This is a genomic window from Blastococcus goldschmidtiae, from assembly GCF_031845325.1.
GTDB lineage: Bacteria > Actinomycetota > Actinomycetes > Mycobacteriales > Geodermatophilaceae > Blastococcus > Blastococcus goldschmidtiae.
Window position 1 is genome coordinate 176,301 of record NZ_JAVREI010000003.1, and the last position, 18,845, is coordinate 195,145.

Below are 18,845 nucleotides of genomic sequence, written 5' to 3' on the forward strand. Positions count from 1 at the left end.
AGCTCACTAACGGCTCAGACGATCTGCTGGAGGGGCTCGAGCGCGAAGTAGACCAGGAACATGGCCGCGATGATCCACATCAGCGGGTGGATGTCCTTGCGCCGCCCGATGACCAGGCGCAGCAGCACGAAGCTGATCACGCCGGCACCGATGCCGTTGGTGATCGAGTACGTGAACGGCATCAGCGCGATGGTGAGGAACGCCGGGATGACCAGGGACATGTCGTCCCAGGCCAGGTACCGGATCTGGGTGACCATGAGCGCACCGACGATGACCAGGGCGGGGGCGGCCGCCTCCGCGGGGACGACCGCCACCAGCGGGGTGAAGAACACCGCCACCAGGAAGAGCAGACCGGTGACCACGCTGGCCAGGCCGGTTCGTGCGCCGTCGGCCACGCCGGCGGTGCTCTCGATGTAGGTGGTGTTGGACGAGACGCTGCCCGCACCACCGGCGGCGGCCGCGATGGAGTCGACGAGCAGGACCGGCTGCGACTTCGGCAGGTTCCGCTTCTCGTCCAGCAGGTCGCCCTCCGCGCCGACGGCGGTGACCGTGCCGACGGTGTCGAAGAAGTCGGCGATCATGATCGAGAAGACGATGAGCAGCGCGGCGAGGATGCCGATGCGCTCGAACCCGCCGAACAGCGAGAAGTTGCCCAGCAGGGAGAGGTCGGGGCTGCTGACGACGTCGTCGGGCAGCTCGGGCGTCTGGAGCCACCAGCCGCGCGCGTTCTCACCGGCGTCGCCGAACCGCGGGCCGATGTCCGCGATCGCCTCCACGACGATCGCCAGCACGGTGGTCGCGACGATGCCGATCAGCAGCGCGCCTTTGACCTTGCGGACGACGAGCACGGCCATGAGCAGCAGGCCGACGACGAACACCAGCGTCGGCCAGCCGGCCAGCTGACCGCCGACGCCGAAGCTGATGAGCGGGTTGCCCGGCCGGATGATGCCGGCGTCGGCCAGGCCGATGATGGTGAGGAAGAAGCCGATGCCCACCGCGATCGCGGTCTTCAGCTGCGGCGGGATCGCCTCGAACACCGCGCGGCGGAAGCCGGTGAGCACCAGCACCGTGATGAGCAGGCCCTCGAGCACGACCAGGCCCATGATCTCGGGCCAGGACAGCTGGGTCGCCGCGAAGACCGCGACGATGGCGTTGATCCCCAGCCCGGTGGCCAGTGCGAAGGGGTAGCGGCCGACGACGCCCATGAGGATCGTCAGCGCGCCGGCCAGCAGGGCGGTGACCGCGGCGATCGAGCCGAACGGCAGCACCGTGCCGTCGACGTCGGCACCCGGGACGCCGCCGGGGCCCGCGATGCTGGTCAGGATGATGGGGTTGAGCACCACGATGTAGGCCATCGTGAAGAACGTCGTGAGCCCGCCGCGGACCTCGCGGGTGACCGTGGAGCGCCGGGCGGTGATCTCGAAGTAGCGGTCCAGGCCGTTCTTCGGCTTGATGCGCGGACCCTCGCTGCGGCGCGGCGTGGTGGGCGGGGTGCCCGCGGACACGTCGGCCGGCGTGTCCCCTGTGGTGGCGGCGGCCCGGGCGCCGGAGGAGGGGTGGGACGTGTCGGACAAGGCGTGCTCCCGGGACGTGGTGGGCATCGAGCGGCGACAGAGTGCCACAGCCCGCCCGGATCCGGCCGACTCCGTGACCGACCCGACACCTCCCCGGCCCCGCGTGCCCTAGGGTCACCCCGTGCCGAGCCCGACCAAGCAGGCCCCTCCCCCGCTGCAGGTGGACACCGCGCGGGTGGTCCTCGTCGGCATCGGGGTCTGGGCCGTGGCCCTCGTCGTCGTCCTGCTGCTCGGCGACCGGGTGGACCGGATGTGGACCTGGACCTGCCTGGCCGCGATCGGCCTGGCACTGCTGGGCCTGGCGATCATGCGCTGGCAAGGCCAGCTCACACCGTCGTCCTCCGGACGACACCCGCGGCCAGGTGACGTCCCCGACTCGCGCTGAGCCCATCCGTCGAGCCTGCGCGGACCCCTCCGGGGCCCACTCGGCGCGACAGGCGACTAGTCGCTCAACACGTCGTAGGTGCCGGTGTCGTAGCGGGCGGTGTGGACCACCTCGGTGTCGTCGGCCGGCACGAGCGTCGCCTGGCTGTGCGCGCCGCAGCCGTAGTCGGCGGTGACGACCCGCCCGTCGGCGGGGGCGTAGGCGTTGCCGCAGGCGCCCACGCGCTGCCGGAGCGATCCGGCCAGCGGGAGGTAGAAGCCGCACGTGGCGCACGGACCGGGAGCCGAGCGCGCCATCGCGGAGCCCGGGCCGAAGTCGCCGTCGCCCCAGCGGGTGACCGCCTCGGCCCGGCCCTCGGCGGACATGACGCGCTCCCGGCCCAGGCCCAGCTCGGATGCCACGACCCGGCCCTCGGGGTCCTCGGCGGAGTCGTCGTCGGCGGTGTAGGCCGGCACCAGCCGGTGGTCGTCCTCCGTCGAGGGCAGCACGTCGCCCACGGAGAGGTCGCCGGGACGCAGCCGCTCGTGCCACGGCACCCACGCCGGCGCCAGCAGCGCCGACTCGCCGGGCAGGAGCACGACCTCGTCGACGGTGACCGTGTCCTCGCCGGGCACGGTCGCGAGCGTCACAGCCCAGTGCCACCCCACGTAGCCCGGCTGCCGGCTGGCGAAGGTGTGGGTCGCGGTCGCGCCGAGCGCCTCGGCCGCCACCTGCCCGGTGACCGGGGGGTCGATCTCCGGCTCCACCGCGAGGTGCTCGCCCACCAGGCCGGGGTCACCGGCCGTCTCCTCCGCCGCCGCGCGGGCCTGCTCGACCGCGGCCACTTCCGTGAGCGAGCCGGGGAGGGTCGTTCCGGGCCGGGGGGAGGAGAAGGGATCGGACACGACCGCCATGGTCCCAGAGGACGCCGGCCGGTGGGAGCCGGACCCTCCGCGAGGCAGCGGACCGTCGCAGCCGCCGGGTGCGGCACCATGGGAAGCGTGTCCGCCTCCCGCCGTCCCCCCGGTGCGCGTCGGCGGACAGCCCTGACCCGCCGGACGGGGCCGCCCCCACCGGACCGGGCCGACACCACCCCCCTGCACCGGCCGCCGACGACGCCGATGCCCGCCGCCGTGCCGCCCCCCGGGGAGGCCCCGCCGCGCGTCACCGTCACCCGGGTGGCGATCTCCCGCAGCCGCGAGCTCTCGCGCGCGGCCGCCCGCCGGGTGCAGGCCGCCAGCCGGGCCGACGGCGCCGAGGCCAGCGGGCTCAGCCGGCTGCTCTGGGTGAACGCCCTGCACATGGCCGGGGATGCGATGGTCGCCGTCTCGCTGGCCGGCACGCTGTTCTTCGCGGCCACCACCGACGCCCAGCGCGGCAACGTGGCGCTGTACCTGCTGGTCACCATGGCGCCGTTCGCGGTGCTCGCCCCCGTCATCGGCCCGCTGCTGGACAGGCTGCAGCGCGGCCGGCGGTGGGCGATGGCCGCCAGCTCGCTCGGCCGGGCGGCGCTGGCCCTGTTCATGGCGGCGCACTACGACGACCTGCTGCTGTACCCGGCGGCGCTGGGCATCCTGGTCCTGTCGAAGGCGCACAACGTGCTGCGCGCCGCCGTCGTCCCCCGCGTCCTGCCGCCGGCGCTGTCGCTGACGTCGGCCAACGCGCGGCTGTCGGTGTTCGGCCTGGCCACCTCGGGGGTGGCCGGCGCGTTCGGCGCCGGGGTGGCGTGGGCCTTCGGGTTCCCCCCGGAGCTGTGGGTGACCGCCGCCGTCTTCGCCGTCGCCGGGGCGCTGGCCGCACGGCTGCCCCGGCACGTCGACGTCCCGGCCGGCGAGCTGCCGGCGGACGTGCTGAGCACCGCGGAGCTCCCGGTGACCGGGCGCCGGCGCCGCCGGGTGAGCCCGCACGTCGTCCTGGCGCTGCGTGCCACGGCGGCCCTGCGCGGTCTCACCGGCTTCCTCACGATCTTCCTGGCGTTCCTCGTCCAGGCCGAGTTCGCCGACGGCTGGACCGCGACGCTGGCGCTGGGCGGGGTGGCCCTGGCCGCGGGCGCCGGCAGCTTCCTCGGGACGGCCGCCGGGTCGCGGCTGGGCGCCACCGCACCCGACCGGGTGGTGCTGGTCGCGGCGGGCACGGCGGCGGCCGTCACCGTGCTGGCGGCGATCTTCTACGGCTTCGGGATGGCGGTGCTCGTCGCCGGCGTCGCCGCGGTCACCAACGCCCTGGGCAAGGTCTCCCTGGACGCCATCATCCAGCGGGAGGTGCCCGAGAACCTGCGCGCCTCGGCCTTCGCCCGCTCCGAGACGTTCCTCCAGTTGGCGTGGGTCGCCGGCGGCGCGCTGGCCATCGCCCTTCCGACGACCGGCTGGATCGGCTTCACCGTCGCCGCGTCGCTGCTGGTGCTCGCTGTCGGCCTGGTGCTCTGGAGCCTCGTCGCCGGCCGCCCCTCCCCCGCCGACGCCCCGACCACCCCGGTGGGACCGCAGTGGACCTGAGACGGACGGCGGCGGCCGGCGTGCTGCCCGCCCTGGTGCTGCTGCTCGCCGGCTGCGCCTCCGCGGACGAGGGGCCGGGGCAGGTGCGCGTGCAGGCCGGAGCCCAGGACGTCACCGCCCAGGCCGTCCAAGGCTGCGAGGACGGCGAGGAGGTCCGCTACGACACGACCCCGCCGATCATCGAGGTCTCCCCCGACGCCGACATCACCCTCACCGTGTCCGAGTCGGTCGCCGAGCGCGGCTGGGGCGTCCAGGTCTTCGACGAGCGGCTGGAGGAGCGCCTGGGCACCGTCGAGGTGCCCGCGGGCGAGGACAGGTTCGCCGGCATCAACAGCTCCGACGTCATCCCGCCGGCGTTCTACCTGCTCGTCGTGGAGGACAAGGGCGGTGACTGCGGGGTGTGGTCGCGCGCGTGGCCGATCGGCTTCATCCGGGCCGGCGGCGACCTGGGTGGCGCCTCGTCCTCCGAGGCGCCACCGGAGGGCTAGTTCTCCAGGTCCGCGGCGACGGCGCGCAGCACGGAGCCGATCTTGCGGGACTCGGCGCGGTCGGGGTGCCGGCCGTGGCGCAACCCCTCGCCCACGTCGTCGAGCAGCTTGATCAGGTCCTCGATGATCGGGACGAGCTCGTCGGGCTTCTTCCGGCTCTTCGCGGCGACGGTGGCGGCCACCGACGGCAGCGGGTCCAGGACGCGCACCTGCAGCGCCTGGTCACCCCGCTTGCCCGCGACGATGCCGAACTCCACGCGCTGGCCCGGCTTGAGCTCCTCGGTGCCGGCCGGGAGGGCGTCCTTGTGCACGAAGACGTCGGGGCCGTCCTCGCGCGCGAGGAAGCCGAAACCCTTCTCAGGGTTGAACCACTTCACTTTCCCGGTGGGCACGTCAGATCCTCGGTTCCTCGCTGGCAGGACAGGCTCGGCCTCAGGTTAGTGCCGTGGCGTCCTCGGGGACGACGCCCAGGCGGCCGAGCAGCTGCAGGAACACCACCGCGAAGTCGTTGCCGGCGACCCGCCGTGCCACGAGGGGCCAGTCCACCTGCTCGCGGAGGGCCCGGGCGACGGGCAGCATGCGGGCGAAGTCGCAGTAGTGCTCGTCCAGGGTCATCAGCTTGGTGACCAGGATGTCGGTGGCGGCCAGCACCGGCATCTGCACCGACAGGACGGGCAGGACGTCGGCGCGGGCGATCAGGGCCGTCTCGACGGGCTCCCCGCAGGTGCGCCACAGCACGTCGACGAACACGTCGTCCCGCACCACCTTCAGCAGCCAGTCCTCGGCCGGGTCGACCACGTGGAGGCCCGCGTCGGCCAGCACCTTGGCCGCACGCTCGGCCTCGGCCGCGGGGACCAGGAAGTCGGCGTCGTGGTCGGGCTCGGGAGCTCCGCGCACCCAGGCGGCGTAGCCGCCGCAGAGGGCGAAGGGCACACCGCCCTCCTTCAGCGCGACCGCCGTGCGCTTGAGGAGGTCACGGACGTTCTCGCGGAGGTCGTCGACGGCAGGGCTCGGCACGGGCTGCCTGCTACCCGTTCCCGGCGGGATACGCACGGTAGATCCGCCGTGGTCGGGGCACTGCACCACCCGTGCGCATCGCCAGTTTCAACATCCTGCACGGCCGCTCCCTCGACGACGGACGGGTCGACGTCGACCGGCTGGCATCGGCGGTGAAGACCCTGGACGCCGACGTGCTCGGCCTGCAAGAGGTCGACCGGGACCAACCCCGCTCGCTGGGCGCCGACCTCACCGCCGTCGCCGCCGAGGCCATGGGTGCCGCCGACTCCCGGTTCGTCGCCGCCCTGTCGGGAACCCCGGGCGGCACCTGGATGGCCGCGACGGGTGAGGAGCAGCCGGGGTCGGCCAGCTACGGGATCGCGCTGCTGTCGCGCTACCCGGTCATCTCCTGGCGGGTGGTCCGGTTGCCGCCGCTGCGGGCGAGCGTTCCCCTGTGGTCGCCGCAGACCAACCGGCCCTTCCTCGCACGCGACGAGCCCAGGGTGGCGGTGGCCGCGGTGCTGGACGGGCCGTCGGGGCAGTTCACCGTCTGCAACACGCACCTGTCGTTCATCCCGGGGTGGAACACCGCGCAGCTGCGCCAGCTGGTGCGGTCGCTGGAGCGCACCCGGGAGCCGCTGGTGCTGATGGGCGACCTGAACATGCAGCGCCGGAAGGCGGCCCGCGCCAGCGGCCTGGTCCCGATCGCGGTGGCGCCCACCTTCCCGGCGGGACGGCCGGTGCGGCAGCTCGACCACGTCCTGGCGCGGGGCCCGCTGCACGCCACGGGACCGACGGAGGCGATGGCGCTGCCGCTGTCGGACCACCGTGCGCTCGTGGTCCCCTGCGCGATGGGCTGACCTGCGGCGCAGGTCGCGCCGCGGTGCGGCCCGGTAGATCATGTCGCCATGTCACGCACCGACACGACGCGCATCTTCACCCTGCTCGCCACCGTGGTCCGCGTGGTCGCGTCGGTGATCGCCGCGCTGATCGTCGCCCACGCGGTGTTCGTATTCTTCGAGGCGAACCCGGCGAACCCGCTGGTCGAGTTCACCGCCGGGATCCGTGACAGCTTCGGCTGGTTCACCGAGGACCTGTTCCAGCCGTCGGACCCGAAGATCGGCGAGACGATCAACGACGCACTGGCCGCCCTGATCTCGGTGGTCGCCGGCAACCTGGTCTCGAAGCTGATCGTCCGGCTGGCGCCCACCTCGACCGCGAAGGCCTGAGGCGGGCGCCGGACCGGCTCAGCGGTTCTCGGGCAGCTGCACGCCGGCGCGGTTGGGCTTGTCCGTCGGGTGGGCGTAGCGGACGTGCTCCACCGGCATCGGGAAGCCGTGGTCCTGACCGAACGGCGAGAGCCCCCCGGCCACGGACGCCGAGAGCTCGGTGAGCGGCGGGCCGCCGTCCTCCGACTCGCCCCAGGTGGGCTCGACCAGGTGAGCGTTCTTCGCGTTGCGCTTGGACATGGTGCCCATCTTCGCCGACCCGGTGCCCGCTCCGCACGGCACCGCTCCCCCGACGCGCCCGGAGGTGCCGGTGGCCACCCGTACGGGCGGCGTCCCCGGCACCCCGCGCACCCCCCGTCGTAACGTGGACCGGATGGCCACCGCCCCTCCGCCGACGCTCGCCGCCTGGCTGCGCACGCGCGACGACGCCCAGCTGGGTGCCCTGCTGGCCGCCCGGCCCGACGTCGCGCGCCCGGCGCCCACGGACGTCGTCGCCCTCGCCGGCCGGCTGGCGGTGCCCGTGTCGGTGGACCGCGCCCTGGACGACCTCGATGCCGGGACGCTGCAGGTGCTCGACGTGGTGCTGCTCGCGTCCACCGACGGGCTGGCGCCCGACGAGCTCGTCGCCGCCCTGCCCGAGGTGCCCGGCGACGTACTCGACGCGGCGCTCACCGCGCTGACCGACCGCGCGCTGCTGTGGGGGGACGAGGTCCTGCGGGCGTCCGATCCGGTGCGCCGCGCGGTGCGGCACCCGGCCGGGCTGGGCCGCCGGGCCGTCGACCTGCGGGTGCAGCTGCCGGGCGACCTGCCCGCGACGCTGGCCGCGCTGTCCGACGAGGAGCGCTCGGTGCTGGAGCGGCTCGCCGGCGAGCGCCCCGTCGGCCACCTGCCGGAGAGCGCCGGCGGAACGGACTCGCCGGCCCGCCGGCTGCTGCAGCGCGGGCTGCTGGCACGCATCGACGCGCTGAACGTCGAACTGCCCCGCGAGATCGGGCTGCACCTGCGGGGCGACCGGCCCTACGGCCCCCCGCGCCTGCGCCCGGAGCCGGAGCTCCTCGCCGCCGACCCGAAGGCGGTGGACCGCCGGGCCGCCGGTGCGGCACTCGAATCCGTCGGCCGGGTCGGCGAGCTGCTCGCCCTGCTGGAGGACGAGCCGGCCGGGCTGCTGCGCAGCGGCGGGGTCGCCGTCCGCGACCAGAAGCGCCTGGCCCGCGAGCTGCACGTCGCCGAGCCCGAGGCCGCCTGGCTGCTGGAGCTGGCCTTCGCCGCCGGGCTGCTGGACGTGGGCGGGCCGCACCGCGACGAGTGGCTGCCCACCCGCGGCTACGACGTCTGGCGGGAGCAGGACCTCGCCGACCGCTGGGCGGTGCTGGCCGCGGGCTGGCTCGCCGGCATCCGGTTGCCGGCACTGGTCGGTCAGCGGGACGTGGCGGGCAAGTCGGCCAACGCCCTCTCCCCCGACCTGGTGCGGCACACCGCACCGGCGATCCGCCGCGCGGCGCTGACGGCGCTGGCCGCTCACCCCGCCGGCTCGGGCCTGGCCGCCGATGACCTGGTGGCGCTGCTGCGGTGGCGCACCCCGCGTCGCGCGGACCGGCTGGCACCGGTGCCCGGCATGCTGGCCGAGGCCGCGCGGCTGGGCGTCCTGGTGCAGGGCGTCCTCTCCTCCGGCGGGCGCGGGCTGCTCACCGCCGGCGAGGACGGCGCTGCCGTGCACATGCGCGGCCTGCTGCCCGAGCCGGTCTACCACGTCCTCGCCCAGCCCGACCTCTCGCTGATCGCGCCCGGGCCGCTGGTGGCCGAGCTCGCCGACACCCTCGCGGTCGTCGCCGACGTCGAGTCCTCCGGTGGCGCCACGGTCTTCCGCGTCTCCGAGGCCAGCGTCCGCCGGGCCCTGGACGCCGGCTGGTCGGCGTCGGACCTGCACGACTTCTTCACCCGGGCGTCGCGCACCCCGGTGCCCCAGGCGCTGGACTACCTGGTCGACGACGTCGCGCGCCAGCACGGCCGGCTGCGGGTCGGCGCCATCGAGAGCTACGTGCGCTCCGACGACCACGGCCTGCTCGCGCAGGTGCTCGGCGACCGGCGGACCGCGGCGGCCGAGCTGCGCCGGCTCGCCCCGGGCGTGCTGGTGAGCGGGCTGGCCGCCGACGAGGTGCTCACGGTGCTGCGCGACGCGGGGTACGCCCCCGCCGGCGAGAACCCCGGCGGCGCCGTCCTCACCCGCCCACCGGGCCGGCCCCGCGCCGCCGGCCGCCGGACGGGCGGGACCGAGGCCCCGGCCGCTCCGCGGCCGCTGACCGCCGACGAGGTGGCCGCCACCGTGCGGGAGATCCGCGCCGGGGACGCCGCGGTCGCCGCCCGCCGCGGCGAGGCGGTGCGGCAGGTGCCCGGGGTGACGACGGCGTCGACGCTCGAGCTGCTCTCGCGGGCCGTGCGCGAGGGGACGCCGGTGTGGCTGGGGTACGTCGACGCGCAGGGCAGCGGCAGCCAGCGGGTGGTCCAGCCGGTGTCACTGGTCGGCGGCTTCCTGCAAGGGTTCGACGAGCGGCGGGGCGAGAGCCGGACCTTCGCCGTCCACCGCATCACCTCGGTGGCGCTGGTCGAGCAGGACGACGCCCCCGTCCCGGGCTGAGGCATGCTGCCGGGATGGCTGATCCCGTGAGCATCCAGGAACGCCTGGTCCCGCAGCTGACGTGCTTCGGCTGCGGGCCGGCCAACGACCGCGGGCTCCGGCTGCGCAGCCACCCCCGCCCCGACGGCGTCGTCGCGACCTTCGTGCCGTGGCCCGAGCACGACAACGGGCTGGGGTACCTCAACGGCGGGATCATCTCCACGCTGCTGGACTGCCACAGCGCGGCGGCGGTGCTGCACGAGGCCGACCTCCGCGGCTTCGAGCCGCTGGCCGGGGCCGCGCTGCCGTACGTGACCGCCGGGCTGGACGTCCGGTACCTCCGGCCGGCCCCGCTGACCGAGCCGGTGTCGCTGTTCGCGGTGGTCACCGACGGCGACGACGCCCAGATGACGGTGGACGTGCAGCTGCACTGGGACGGCAGGCCCCGGGCCACGGCGGTCGCCCACTGGAAGCGCTGGCGCCCGCGGAGCTGAGGGGAAGGGGCTGTCGTCCGGCGGCGTTACCGTGGTCAGTCCGGCGCGCACGTCCGTGCCGAAGCCCTCGAACGAAGGACGCTGACGCGTGTCTGACGGCCCCCTGATCGTCCAGTCCGACAAGACGCTGCTGCTCGAGGTCGACCACCCGCAGGCCAAGGAGTGCCGGACGGCGATCGCGCCGTTCGCCGAGCTGGAGCGCTCCCCCGAGCACGTGCACACCTACCGGGTCACGCCCCTGGCGCTGTGGAACGCGCGCGCCGCCGGGCACGACGCCGAGCAGGTCGTCGACGCGCTGGTCCGCTACTCGCGCTACCCCGTGCCGCACGCGCTGCTGGTCGACGTCGCCGACACGATGGACCGGTTCGGCCGGCTCACCCTGGCGCAGAACCCGGTGCACGGGCTGGTGCTCACCTCCTCGGACCGCGCGGTGCTCGAGGAGGTGGTGCGCTCGAAGAAGGTCGCCCCCATGCTCGGCGCCCGCATCGACTCCGACAGCGTGATCGTGCACGCCGCGGAGCGCGGCCGCCTCAAGCAGGCGCTGCTGAAGATCGGCTGGCCGGCCGAGGACCTCGCCGGTTACGTCGACGGCACCGCCCACCCGATCGAGCTCGACCAGGCCGACTGGCACCTGCGCGACTACCAGCAGGAGGCCGTCGACGGCTTCTGGGCCGGCGGCTCGGGCGTCGTCGTCCTTCCCTGTGGCGCGGGCAAGACGCTGGTCGGCGCGGCGGCGATGGCCGAGGCGAAGGCGACCACGTTGATCCTGGTGACCAACACCGTCGCCGGGCGGCAGTGGAAGCGCGAGCTCATCGCGCGCACCACGCTCACCGAGGAGGAGATCGGCGAGTACTCCGGCGAACGCAAGGAGATCCGCCCGGTCACCATCGCGACCTACCAGGTGATCACCACGCGCCGGAAGGGCGAGTACATCCACCTGGATCTGTTCGACGCCCAGGACTGGGGCCTGATCGTCTACGACGAGGTGCACCTGCTGCCGGCCCCGATCTTCCGGCTGACTGCGGACCTGCAGTCCCGCCGCAGGCTCGGGCTCACCGCGACGCTGGTGCGCGAGGACGGCCGCGAGGACGACGTCTTCTCCCTCATCGGCCCGAAGCGGTACGACGCCCCGTGGCGGGACATCGAGGCGCAGGGCTACATCGCGCCGGCCGAGTGCATCGAGGTGCGGGTATCGCTCGACGACGAGGAGCGGATGACCTACGCCGTCGCCGAGCCCGAGGAGCGGTACCGGATCGCGGCCACCGCCCAGTCGAAGCTGCCGGTGATCCGGCGGGTTCTCGAGCGGCACCCCGACGAGCCGTCGCTGGTGATCGGCGCCTACCTCGACCAGCTCGAGGAACTCGGTGCCGCGCTGGACGCCCCGGTGATCCAGGGGTCGACGACGAACAAGGAGCGGGAGCGGCTGTTCCAGGCGTTCCGCACCGGTGAGGTCCGCACGCTGGTGGTCTCCAAGGTCGCGAACTTCTCCATCGACCTGCCCGAGGCGGCCGTCGCCGTCCAGGTGTCCGGGACCTTCGGGTCGCGGCAGGAGGAGGCGCAGCGGCTCGGCCGGCTGCTGCGGCCCAAGGCGGACGGGCGTCAGGCGCACTTCTACAGCGTCGTCAGCCGGGACACCCTCGACAGCGAGTACGCCGCGCACCGGCAGCGCTTCCTCGCCGAGCAGGGGTACGCGTACACGATCGTCGACGCCGCCGATCTGGCCGGCCCGGGCGAGGTCAACGGTCCCGACTGGGTGGACGAGTCCGCCGACTGAGACGGCCGAGTCGTTGGGCTGCACGTCCGGCCACGGCAGCCGAACAGAGTCCGTGGACTCCGTGCGCGGTCGCGCCCGCCTGACGCCCAGCGGGGCGACCGGGCGGACGGGGACGGTCATCACGTCGCCGTCCGCCGTGCGCTGGCGGAGCCGGCTGGGGCTGCGGCGGGTCGGCCTGACCGGAGCGCGCGTCCTGTCCTCGCGGACGGGTGATCGCGACGGGGACGTGGCACTGACCCTGGCCCTGCCGGACCGCTCGACCGCGGTGCTGCGGGTGTCCGGACCGGACGCGGCAGCTGTGGAGCGCGGCCTCACGGGAGTCGCGCTGCCGACGGCCGTGGATCAGCCGGTCACCGACGTGCGCGTCCCACGGAGTTGGGGGGCGATCGGCGCCGTGGCGCTGGGCGGTCTCTGGATGCTGGCGGTCGGATGCCTGTTCCTCACCGGCTACTGGACGACGGTGACCGTCACCGGCGGGGCGGGCGACGGATTCTGCGACATCGTCTGGGAGGACCCGGCCGGACAGCCGCGCAGGGGCGAGTCCGACTGCTACGACGAACCCGCCGGCAGCCGCTTCGAGGTGCGGGTCTCCGGCTGGCCGGCTGCCGGTGAGCCCACGCTCGTCGAGACCTACGTCGGCATCGGGCTGGTCGTCGGCCTGCCACCGTTCCTCCTGGGCAGCGGCCGGCTGCTGCAGCTGGCACGGCGGCGACGACAGGAGCTGCACGACGGGACGTCGACGGCGCTGCATGCCCGCGGCGAGGAGGTGGCGGACGAGCGCACGGTCCGGGCGCTGGACCGGGAGCGACGCTGGGCCTGGTTGGTCACCGGCGTGGGCGCTCTCGGTGTCGGCCTCGTCCTCACCGTCATGATCGTGGAGATCGAGGCCGACGCCGACCTGCGGGCGGTCGGCGTCACCACCGTGGGCACGGTGGTGGAGGTGGAACCCGACACGGGGATCGATGCAGGGTCGGCGTCGGTGCGCTTCACCGTGGACGGGGTGACGCGCGCACGGGACGTGACGCTCGGCGGCTATGCGGATGACTACGTGGCAGGCGACGTGGTCGACGTCGTGTACGACCCCGTGGCACCGGACCGCTTCATCATCGACGACGCCCTGTACGGGCCGACGTGGACCGGGTGGCTGCTGATCCCGTCGTTGCTCCTGGCTGTGGCGGCTCCCTTCGGGGTGGCGCGTGTGCTCCGGGTCGGACGGGCGCGCCGTCATCTCGCGTGTACCGGCAAGGTGCCACCGAGGCGCGACTCGGGAGCGGACGGGGTGACGGGGCTCCTGGACTGGTGAGACCCCCACCACTCGCGCACCTGCCCGGGCCGTAGGTTGCCGGGAACCGGTCCGGTCGCACCCGAGAGGCACACCGTGGACGAGATCCAGCAGCTGGTCGCCCAGAACGAGATTCGCAACCTGGTCGCGCGGTACGCGCACCTGGTGGACGACGCACAGGTCCAGCCGTGGAGCGAGCTGTTCGTCGAGGACGGCCGGATGGAGGCCTGGGCCATGCCGCTGGAGGGCCGTCCGGCGCTGGTCGAGTGGATCACCGGCGTCCTCGCGGGCCCCACGCTGCGGCACATCATGGGCGGGCACCACGTCGTCGTGGACTCCGACGCCGAGGCGCACGGAACGGCGGACATGGTGCTGCTCGCCGCCGTCGAGGGCTCGTGGGTCGTTGCCGCCGCTCCACGCTACGTGGACCGGTACGTGCGGACGGAGTCCGGTTGGCGCTTCGCCGAGCGGATCCTGGAGGACCGCAGCGCCAAGTCCTGACCGGCTGCCCCCTGCCACGTCAGTACGGGGGCGGCGTGGTCACGGCCACCAGGCCGGTCGGCGTGGTCACGGTCAGCGTGCCGTCGGGGGCCAGCGAAGAACGCCAACCGGGCGCCTGGTGCTTGCCGCGGTGATGCGCCGTGCAGTAACCGACCAGGTTGGCCGCGCTGGTCGGGCCTTCCGGCCAGGGGCGGTCGTGGTCCAGCTGCCCACCACGCGGAACCTGCCGGCGGCACCCGGGGAAGCGGCACCGCTTGTCCCGCGCCCGGAGGTAGCGGTCGAGCGCGGCGCCCGGCCGGTATCCGCCGGTCGCATCCGGCGGACCCAGTCCAGGGCGTCGGCTCAGGTCGTGGGTGCACCGGGCCGGCCGTCGCCGGCAGGCGGGCCGCCCGCAGGTCGCGGCGCGTCGGAGTTCCCGGCTGTCGGTCAGCGCGAGCAGGGCACCGGTGAGCGCATCGACGACCGCGATGCGGGGACGCTCGGCGAGCGCGCCACCGGCCGTCGCGTCCAGCAGCCGGGCCAGGGCAGCACGCTGCTCGTCGCCGGTCTCGCGCAGCGCCGCCATCGTGTCGGCTGCGGCGGACATCCGCCCGGCCGGCGACTCCTGCCACGCGGCCTCATCGTCGGCGGCCGCGATCTCTGCCCGGCGTACCGCGGCACCGGCCCGCCTGACGGCTCGGTCGGACTCGAGCAGGGCGAGCCCCGCAGCGGTGACCGCCTCCTCCGCGGCGGCGTGCCGTGACGGCAGGACCTCCGCCCGCCCGGTGACCATCGCCGAGCCGGCGGCGGACTCCTCCCAAGACTCCCGGCCGGACCGGTGCAGGGCGAGTCGCTCGCTCAAGGGCGCCAGCTCCAGCCACGGCGGGGGCCGGGAGGACTGCACGGGCGCCTGTGACGGGACACCACCGGGCGACTGCCCCGGATCGGACGGCTGCGCCCCGCTGTCGCCCCAGTCCTCCGCGACAGCGCGGCGCTCGATCTCGCTCCACCACTCCTCCAGTGCACCCTCTATGAGGGACCGCTCCGGAGGCGTGGAGAAGGCGGCAGCCAGGGTGGCGTCGTGCAGCCGAGCGGCGCCGGCCGGCGGAGCCGCGCCGTCCGGTGGAGCCGCGTCATGCGGTGGAGCCGCGTCATGCGGTGGAGCCTGACCTCCCGCATCAGGCAGCAGGCCGAGGGCCCGCGCCAGTGCCCGCACCAGCTCGGCCGGGACGACCTGACCGGCGATCTCGCCCGGCTCGTCCCCGCCGGCGAGCGTCGACGCGGACGCCACCACGGTGAGGTGTGCCTGCACCGGCGGCAGGCCGGTCTCTCCCCGGCGCAGCACCAGGTCCATCAGGCAGTCGGCCATCTTCTGGCCGCGGGTGCGCTCGTCACCGGGGTCGTCCAGGGCATCGGCGTACCGGCCGAGGGCATCGACCAGCGCTGCGGCTTCGGGCACGGTCAGCAGCGCCATCACGTGTGCCATGCCCTCCTCGAAGTCCGGCCGGACATGCACCCCGCGGCGGCGCACCGCCTCGGCCAGCCGGCTCACGCTGTCACGGGCGTCGACCAGCAGCCCCAGCCGACGGGCCTTGGCGGCCAGCTGCGCCGGCGTCGTCACCCGGCCCGCCGCCCAGCTCAGCAGCGTCGCCTCGACCTCGGCCCGCTTCTCGTCGGCCAGGGGAGCCACCCGCTCCAGCATCGGGAACAGGTGGCCGACGTGCAGCGTGCCCGACTCCAGCGCCTCGAGGGTGCGCGGCAGCCGGTGCACGAGGGTGAGCGAGCGTTCCAGGAGCGTGTCCGCCGCCTCGCTGCTGATCTCGAGGGCGAGCGCCAGCTCCTGGACCGCCCACTCGCTCACGTCCGCCAGCACAGCGGGCCGGGTGGCTCGCCGCTCCTCGCTCATGGCTCCCGGCTGGCCTGCCGGGCGATCGGCGGACGCGGGCCGCGTGGCGGCGAAGGCGGCCACCGCCCGGGCGCGCACGGCGGTCTGCCGGGCGATCTCCCGATCCGCGCCCTGCACCACTCCCAGCGCACCCGACGCCCAGCCCGCCGTGGGGCCGCTGTTCGTCGCGCCGTCCGCCATGTGCTCGATCGTATGTTCGACGTCCGACATTTCCGGCACCGCGCACGAGAACCCGCAGGGGCGCCTCCGGCCGCCCGGTCAGGAACCGGCGGTGCCTGTTCCGAGATCCAGTCCCATGAGCACCTCGTCACGAACACCGTGCCGGGTGAACCGCAGCGCACGGGGCCAGGAACCCACCACCGTCCAGCCGAACCGCCCGTAGAAATCCTCCAGGCCCATCCCGCCACGCACCTCCAGGCGGAGGTGCTCCAAGCCGAGATCGTCCCTCGCCGACCGCTGCAGCTCGGTGAGCAGCGCCCGCGCGACCCCGGTCCCTCGCTCCGACGGCCGGGTCTGGACGTGCGTCACGCGAGCCCAGTGCGCCGTCACCGGATCGGCGTTACCGGTGAGCACGAGCCAGCCGAGGACCTCGTCGCCACGCGTGGCCACCAGCAGCCGGCCGAGCCGCGCATCCAGGCGGGCGACCACCTGCTCGACCACCGGGGCGACGACGGCGTCCGACACCGGAGCCTCCTCCGCGAAGCCGACCGCCCCGCCGGCGTTGACGACGTCTCGCCAGCAGGCCGTGAGCTCCGCGCGCAGGAGGGCCGACACCTGCGCCGGATCGGTCGACCAACCCAGGGACGGACCGGACGGATCGCTCACGGAGGGAGTCTCGCAGCGCGCCGCGGGGCGGCTGGGAACGTCGTGACCGGCGGGGCGTGACGTATCCGTCCCTCACACGATGGCAATCCCCACAGAACTCGCCGACGCGATGGCATCGCCCCAGGTCAGCGGCTCGTCGAGGATCCCTATACGTCGCTCGGGGCGAGGCGCGCGGCAGGACCCGGGTTGGGCGTGTTGCCTCTCCGGCAGCCAAGATGGACCCCGACATGGGGAGCGCAGCACGAGCGGAGACGTTGAGCCCGCAGACGACCAGCCGGCCGCTCCGAGCGTGGCAGCAGGCCGCGCTCAGCCAGTACGAGGAGCAGTCCCCCAAGGACTTCCTGGTCACCGCGACGCCCGGCGCCGGCAAGACCACGTTCGCGCTCACCCTGGCCGCACGGCTGCTCGCCCGGCGCGAGGTGGCGCGGGTCGTCGTCGTCTGCCCGACCGACCACCTGCGCATGCAGTGGGCCGACGCCGCCGACGCGATGGGCATCGTGCTGGACCCGGGCCTGACCAACGCCGTCGGCCCGGTGCGCGCCGGGACGCAGGGCTACGTGACCACCTACGCGCAGGTGGCGGGCAAGCCGATGCTGCACGCCGCGCGGTCCACCTCGGTCAAGACGCTGGTGATCCTGGACGAGGTGCACCACGCCGGTGACGGCCTCTCCTGGGGCGAGGCGGCCGAGGAGGCGTTCGGCATGTCCGCCCGCCGGCTCTGCCTGACCGGGACGCCGTTCCGCACCAAGCCCGACGAGCGCATCCCCTTCGTCCGGTACGAGGAGGACAGCTTCGAAGGTGACGTGGGTGGGTCGGGCGGGGGCGAGGAGTCGAGCGGCATCGGGCTGGTCAGCCGCGCCGACTACACCTACGGCTACAAGGAGGCGCTCGCGGACAACGTCGTCCGCCCCGTCGTCTTCGCCGCCTACACCGGCACGTCCCGCTGGCGGAACTCCGCGGGCGAGGTGGTCGCCGCCTCGCTCTCGGAGGCCGGCACCCGGTCGGTGGAGATGCAGGCCTGGCGCACCGCCCTGGATCCCAAGGGGCAGTGGGTGCCGCACGTCATCGCCGCGATGGACGACCGGATCACCCACCTGCGCGAGACCGGCATGCCCGACGCCGCCGGGCTGATCCTCGCCAGCGACCAGGACGACGCCCGCGCCTACGCCAAGATCGTCCGCCGGGTGACCGGCAAGGCCGCCGAGCTGATCCTGTCCGACGACCCGAAGGCGTCGAAGAAGATCGAGCGCTTCGCCACCGGGTCGGCCCGCATCGCGGTCTGCGTGCGGATGATCTCCGAGGGCGTCGACGTCCCGCGTGCCGCCGTCCTGGCCTGGATGACCTCGTACCGGACGCCGCTGTTCTTCGCCCAGGCCGTGGGCCGCGTGGTCCGTTCCCGGTCGCCGCACGAGTCGGCGACGGTGTTCCTCCCCGCGGTGCGCCCGCTGCTGTCGCTGGCAGCCGCCATGGAAGAGCAGCGCAACCACGTCATGCCGCCACCCCGCAGCCAGCCCGAGGAGGAGCTCGAGGCGCTCGACCTGCCGCCGCGGGAGCCCAAGGAGGGCGAGATGAAGCAGTGGGAGGCCCTGGAGGCCGACGCCCGCTTCGCCCACGTGCTGCACAGCGGAACCGCGCACACCGGCGAGGGGTCCGGCCCGGCGGTCGTCGTCGCCGAGGGCGACGAGGAGTTCCTCGGCATCCCCGGGCTGCTCACGCCCGCGCAGACCGCGGAGCTGCTGTCGAAGCGGGACGACGAGCTGCGGCTGCGCATCGCGCAGAGCCACCGGGAGCACGCCGAGGACTTCATGGTCGTCGAGGACCACCCCGATGAGGACGACGCCGGCCGCTCCTGGCGCGACGCCGCCGAGCTGCGCCGCGAGATCAACAAGCTGGTGAACCGGGTGGCGGCACGCACCGCGCAGCCGCAGGCGGTGGTGCACACGCAGCTGCGCCAGTCGGTGCCCGGCCCGCCGTCGGCGTCGGCGTCGGTCGACGTCCTCCGCGCCCGCCGGGAGCGTCTCCGAACGATGCTCTGACGTCTGCCCGGCACGCGGTGCGGGTCACCACGGCTCGGGTGGCACATCCCTCCGGACGAGGCGCAGGCGCTCGGGCGGGATGACCGCGGGCAGGTAGAGGAAACCTCTGGCGACTCCTCGAGCTGCGCCTCGTCGACGCCGTCGACCGCCCACACGTCCACGGGGCCGCCGGTGTTGTTCATCCGGACGAAGAACTCGCACTCGAACTCGCTCAGCGTGAGGAAGCAGCCATCCTGCTCGGGACGGCTGCTCCCGGCGATGCCCGGCGCCGCCCCCATGCGCCGCCAG

General features: G+C 74.3%; 18 protein-coding genes. 11 read left to right on the forward strand and 7 right to left on the reverse strand.

Features of this window, described 5'->3' with window-relative positions; all coding sequences use genetic code 11:
• Window positions 1-14: 14 nt before the first annotated feature.
• Window positions 15-1,574: an NCS2 family permease gene (locus tag RM425_RS07755; protein ID WP_311344615.1), complete on the reverse strand. Its 1,560-nt coding sequence runs from the start codon at window positions 1,572-1,574 to the stop codon at window positions 15-17.
• 121 nt (window positions 1,575-1,695) lie between these two features.
• Between RM425_RS07755 and RM425_RS07760 the strand changes: the two genes are divergently transcribed.
• Window positions 1,696-1,959 carry a DUF2530 domain-containing protein gene (locus tag RM425_RS07760; RefSeq protein ID WP_311344616.1) on the forward strand — a complete coding sequence of 88 codons (264 nt, stop codon included), beginning with the start codon at window positions 1,696-1,698 and terminating at the stop codon, window positions 1,957-1,959.
• A 56-nt stretch (window positions 1,960-2,015) separates the two neighbouring features.
• Here the strand turns inward: RM425_RS07760 and RM425_RS07765 are convergent, their stop codons facing one another.
• Window positions 2,016-2,852, reverse strand: coding sequence for a DUF3027 domain-containing protein (locus tag RM425_RS07765; protein WP_311344617.1), 837 nt, complete (start codon window positions 2,850-2,852; stop codon window positions 2,016-2,018).
• A 264-nt stretch (window positions 2,853-3,116) separates the two neighbouring features.
• On the opposite strand from RM425_RS07765, the gene RM425_RS07770 reads away from it, so the two are divergent.
• Together RM425_RS07770 and RM425_RS07775 are read left to right on the forward strand one after the other, a co-directional pair.
• Window positions 3,117-4,433: an MFS transporter gene (locus RM425_RS07770; RefSeq protein ID WP_311344618.1), complete on the forward strand. Its 1,317-nt coding sequence runs from the start codon at window positions 3,117-3,119 to the stop codon at window positions 4,431-4,433.
• Window positions 4,424-4,921 (forward strand): DUF2771 domain-containing protein, encoded by a 498-nt coding sequence (locus tag RM425_RS07775; protein ID WP_311344619.1) that lies wholly within the window; start codon window positions 4,424-4,426, stop codon window positions 4,919-4,921. The genes RM425_RS07770 and RM425_RS07775 overlap by 10 nt, the downstream gene beginning before the upstream one ends.
• On the opposite strand, the gene RM425_RS21800 is transcribed toward RM425_RS07775, so the two are convergent.
• Complete coding sequence (locus RM425_RS21800; RefSeq protein WP_449495079.1) at window positions 4,918-5,313, reverse strand: cold-shock protein; 396 nt, start codon at window positions 5,311-5,313, stop codon at window positions 4,918-4,920. The two genes, RM425_RS07775 and RM425_RS21800, sit on opposite strands and share 4 nt — an antisense overlap.
• A 40-nt stretch (window positions 5,314-5,353) precedes the next feature.
• Entirely contained in the window at window positions 5,354-5,938 is a 585-nt protein-coding gene (locus tag RM425_RS07785) for a nucleotidyltransferase family protein (RefSeq protein WP_311344620.1), read from the reverse strand.
• A 71-nt stretch (window positions 5,939-6,009) separates the two neighbouring features.
• Here RM425_RS07785 and RM425_RS07790 point away from each other — a divergent pair, with 71 nt between their 5' ends.
• Both RM425_RS07790 and RM425_RS07795 read left to right on the forward strand, forming a co-directional pair.
• Window positions 6,010-6,777 (forward strand): endonuclease/exonuclease/phosphatase family protein, encoded by a 768-nt coding sequence (locus RM425_RS07790; RefSeq protein WP_311344621.1) that lies wholly within the window; start codon window positions 6,010-6,012, stop codon window positions 6,775-6,777.
• A gap of 48 nt (window positions 6,778-6,825) precedes the next feature.
• Window positions 6,826-7,146, forward strand: a complete 321-nt coding sequence (locus RM425_RS07795) for a hypothetical protein (RefSeq protein WP_311344622.1) — start codon at window positions 6,826-6,828, stop codon at window positions 7,144-7,146.
• 18 nt (window positions 7,147-7,164) lie between these two features.
• Here RM425_RS07795 and RM425_RS07800 read toward each other — a convergent pair whose 3' ends face one another.
• Window positions 7,165-7,386, reverse strand: a complete 222-nt coding sequence (locus RM425_RS07800; protein WP_311344623.1) for a hypothetical protein — start codon at window positions 7,384-7,386, stop codon at window positions 7,165-7,167.
• Between RM425_RS07800 and RM425_RS07805 the strand changes: the two genes are divergently transcribed.
• From RM425_RS07805 to RM425_RS07825, 5 genes are all read left to right on the forward strand, one after another.
• Window positions 7,385-9,781 (forward strand): helicase C-terminal domain-containing protein, encoded by a 2,397-nt coding sequence (locus RM425_RS07805; RefSeq protein WP_311344624.1) that lies wholly within the window; start codon window positions 7,385-7,387, stop codon window positions 9,779-9,781. The two genes, RM425_RS07800 and RM425_RS07805, sit on opposite strands and share 2 nt — an antisense overlap.
• A gap of 14 nt (window positions 9,782-9,795) precedes the next feature.
• Window positions 9,796-10,254 carry a PaaI family thioesterase gene (locus RM425_RS07810; RefSeq protein WP_311344625.1) on the forward strand — a complete coding sequence of 153 codons (459 nt, stop codon included), beginning with the start codon at window positions 9,796-9,798 and terminating at the stop codon, window positions 10,252-10,254.
• An 88-nt stretch (window positions 10,255-10,342) separates the two neighbouring features.
• Window positions 10,343-12,028, forward strand: coding sequence for a DNA repair helicase XPB (locus RM425_RS07815; RefSeq protein ID WP_311344626.1), 1,686 nt, complete (start codon window positions 10,343-10,345; stop codon window positions 12,026-12,028).
• Window positions 12,029-12,080: 52 nt separating this feature from the next.
• A complete protein-coding gene (locus RM425_RS07820) occupies window positions 12,081-13,331 on the forward strand; it encodes a DUF3592 domain-containing protein (protein ID WP_311344627.1) in 1,251 nt (416 codons plus the stop codon).
• Window positions 13,332-13,406: 75 nt separating this feature from the next.
• The gene (locus RM425_RS07825) at window positions 13,407-13,811 is read left to right on the forward strand and encodes a nuclear transport factor 2 family protein (RefSeq protein WP_311344628.1); all 405 of its coding nucleotides are present in this window, start codon (window positions 13,407-13,409) and stop codon (window positions 13,809-13,811) included.
• A gap of 19 nt (window positions 13,812-13,830) precedes the next feature.
• On the opposite strand, the gene RM425_RS07830 is transcribed toward RM425_RS07825, so the two are convergent.
• Together RM425_RS07830 and RM425_RS07835 are read right to left on the reverse strand one after the other, a co-directional pair.
• On the reverse strand, window positions 13,831-15,876 hold the full coding sequence (locus tag RM425_RS07830; protein ID WP_311344629.1) for an HNH endonuclease signature motif containing protein: 2,046 nt from the start codon (window positions 15,874-15,876) through the stop codon (window positions 13,831-13,833).
• Between the two features lie 78 nt (window positions 15,877-15,954).
• A complete protein-coding gene (locus RM425_RS07835) occupies window positions 15,955-16,521 on the reverse strand; it encodes a GNAT family N-acetyltransferase (RefSeq protein WP_311344630.1) in 567 nt (188 codons plus the stop codon).
• A 227-nt stretch (window positions 16,522-16,748) separates the two neighbouring features.
• Between RM425_RS07835 and RM425_RS07840 the strand changes: the two genes are divergently transcribed.
• Window positions 16,749-18,557, forward strand: coding sequence for a DEAD/DEAH box helicase (locus tag RM425_RS07840; RefSeq protein WP_311344631.1), 1,809 nt, complete (start codon window positions 16,749-16,751; stop codon window positions 18,555-18,557).
• Window positions 18,558-18,845 lie beyond the last annotated feature (288 nt).